2 protein-coding genes and 5 pseudogenes are annotated in these 2366 nt (G+C 43.3%); 5 read left to right on the top strand and 2 right to left on the bottom strand.

Annotation, left to right across the window (positions count from 1 at the left end; translation table 11 throughout):
* Both HMPREF3047_RS11580 and HMPREF3047_RS11575 read right to left on the bottom strand, forming a co-directional pair.
* A pseudogene (locus HMPREF3047_RS11580) lies at nt 1-294 on the bottom strand (hypothetical protein); the annotation flags it as partial.
* 31 nt (nt 295-325) lie between these two features.
* Nucleotides 326-397, bottom strand: a pseudogene (locus tag HMPREF3047_RS11575) (hypothetical protein); the annotation flags it as partial.
* 141 nt (nt 398-538) lie between these two features.
* Here HMPREF3047_RS11575 and HMPREF3047_RS11570 point away from each other — a divergent pair.
* The 5 genes and pseudogenes from HMPREF3047_RS11570 to HMPREF3047_RS03735 all read left to right on the top strand — a co-directional run.
* Nucleotides 539-1084, top strand: coding sequence for an HNH endonuclease (locus tag HMPREF3047_RS11570; protein ID WP_283120635.1), 546 nt, complete (start codon nt 539-541; stop codon nt 1082-1084).
* Between the two features lie 2 nt (nt 1085-1086).
* Complete coding sequence (locus HMPREF3047_RS03745) at nt 1087-1473, top strand: hypothetical protein (protein ID WP_070583431.1); 387 nt, start codon at nt 1087-1089, stop codon at nt 1471-1473.
* Between the two features lie 38 nt (nt 1474-1511).
* Nucleotides 1512-1613, top strand: a pseudogene (locus HMPREF3047_RS10915) (HNH endonuclease); the annotation flags it as partial.
* A 2-nt stretch (nt 1614-1615) separates the two neighbouring features.
* Nucleotides 1616-2006, top strand: a pseudogene (locus tag HMPREF3047_RS03740) (hypothetical protein).
* Nucleotides 2007-2143: 137 nt separating this feature from the next.
* Nucleotides 2144-2366 (top strand): annotated as a pseudogene (locus tag HMPREF3047_RS03735) (hypothetical protein); the annotation flags it as partial.

Below are 2366 nucleotides of genomic sequence, written 5' to 3'. Positions count from 1 at the left end.
AAAGCCCACCGCAACCGTCCGCTGACGGAAGTGCAAACGAAGCGCAATCGACATCATGCCGCCGCCCGACTGGCCGGTGGTGTAGAGCCGTTTGCCGTCGATGGGTAACTTGGTTTTCAAGTGTTTGATTAGGTTGATAGTGGCATCGAGATAGTTGGACGCGGTGCTGGTATCGTCCATAATAATTTCGTCAAACTCGGGCGCAATCACAAAGCAGGGATGCTGCGCCTGAAATTCGGGTGACGCCCACGCAATCGCGCCGTTGCCCTGATACAGCGGTACTTTGCGCCACATAAACGCGCTCCACCGTGCGCCCCGCCACGCCGTATTGCGACGGCTCAAGCACGGCGGCAGACACATCGGCGCGGTACTTCACCGCCACCGCCACCAGCCGCATCCCGTCGCCAAACACGCAGGTTACGGCGGCGGCCGATTCGACGGCATTATCCAACGCGCCGCCCAACGCAGCGCAGCCGCATATGCTCGAACCCGATACGACTGGGGTGGTATAGGTGCAAGCACCGTCAAACAGTCGCAGATGGGCGCAGTTGCATTGCCGAAAGGGAAAGCACCTGTCGGGGAAAATTTTTCCCAAGCCCAACAAGGACGGTACAGTTATGATTCACCGTACCACTCCCGCACTGTCAGAACGGAATTGGAACAGCGTTACGGCAAACAAAATGTCAAATCCTCGACAGTACCGCCGTCAAACGGCAAAAATGTCAAACTGGCAAACCAAAGCCACCCGAAGACCGGGGTGCCGTTTGACAGTAAAGGATTTCCAAATTTTGAGAAACACGTGAAATATGATACGAAGCTTGATATTCAAGAATTCAGGTCTAAGAGTTCGACAGGACAAATGAGGCTGGCAACCAAAGATTTGGCGGAAGCCATTAGGAAAGGACAGGTTCGCAAATCAAGCTTTAACACAGAACAATTAAGGGCAATTGAAAAAGGAGAATCTAAAATACCGGATTATACTTGGCATCATCATCAGGATACCGGACGTATGCAGCTTGTACCTGAAAAATCTCACCATGATACTGGTCATATCGGCTGGGAAGCGATGAATAAAGGAAGATAATTATGTGGAAAATTACGAAAGAGCAAGGTCAAGATTTAAGTTTTGCAACATATTGCTTATTATCGGCAGCAATTAATTTGCAAGAATTTAAATTATGGTTGGATAAGGTTGTCTTAGATATGCCTATTGATAATATACCTTTTTATATTTTTGATTTAATTGATCTTGAAGGAGTAGGAGATATTTATAATATTTTGGATTTTGTTCCGAATTCAGACTTATCTAAAGATCAAGATGACGCATTAACCGGCATTGCCTTCTTAAGGGGGGTAGATGTCTATGACCCTCCCGTTTCAAAAGAAAAAGCATTAAAAGCCTTAAAGAAACATCCTGAAATTTATCAGAGGTTTCAGCATTTCTTTCCATTTGTAGAACTGCCTCCGCTTTAGAGGGTAATGAGGTCGTCTGAAAAACATCAGACGACCTTTGGCATCATCATCAAGATACAGGAAGGATGCAATTGATTGGTGAAGACTTGCATCATGATACCGGCCATATTGGTTGGGAAGCGATGAGTAAAGGAAAGTGACTATGTGGAAAATCATAAAAGAGGATAGTGATGATTTAGGATTTGCAATTAAATGCTTATTCTCTCAATCTATTGATTTAAATGAATTCAAGTTATGGATTGAACAAGTAATACGCGATATGCCCATTGAGGACACCCCTTTTTATATTTTTGACTTGGCGGATTTCGATGGGGTAATTGCCGATATTGACAATATTGTAGGTTTTGTTTCGAGTTACAGCCTATCAAAATCGAAAAAAAAATGCCTTGACGGGTATTGCCTTCTTAAGGGGTATAGATGTCTATGACCCTCCCGTTTCAAAAGAAAAAGCGTTACAAGCCTTAGAAAAACATCCTGAAATTTATCAGAAGTTTCAGCATTTCTTTCCATTTGTAGAACTGCCTCCGCTTTAAAGGGTAAAAAGGTTGTCTGAAAAACATCAGACGACCTTTCCTTCATTTGAAACGGAATATTGAGAACTGAGTTCTTCAAAAATCCCACACCTGCTCCTTCCACGGCAGCACCTTGGTCAAAACGGCAGACGGCTACAATGAAAGCATCAACAATTGTTTTTGGCGGATTTTTTATTACAGATAATGGAGAACGAATCCAAATTCCTATTTTAGAAAATCCTAACATTAAAGAAATAAATAACTTTTTTTCTGTATCAAATTTTGAAAAAAAAGCCGGAGTCCTTGTTTTCAGAATTATTCCTGAGCCTGAATTTGGCAATAATGAATTAACTGAGACCTTTGCAAAATTCCCCAAAATCC

The sequence above is a fragment of the Neisseria sp. HMSC075C10 genome (assembly GCF_001815615.1).
Taxonomy (GTDB): domain Bacteria; phylum Pseudomonadota; class Gammaproteobacteria; order Burkholderiales; family Neisseriaceae; genus Neisseria; species Neisseria subflava_A.
Note: the sequence above shows the minus strand (reverse complement) of the source record. Positions and strands in the feature narration are given on the sequence as shown.

Coding starts and splice junctions, on each gene's coding strand:
- HMPREF3047_RS03745 (WP_070583431.1), top strand. CDS start 1,087: ATGTGGAAAATTACGAAAGAGCAAGGTCAAGATTTAAGTTTTGCAACA.
- HMPREF3047_RS11570 (WP_283120635.1), top strand. CDS start 539: ATGGGCGCAGTTGCATTGCCGAAAGGGAAAGCACCTGTCGGGGAAAAT.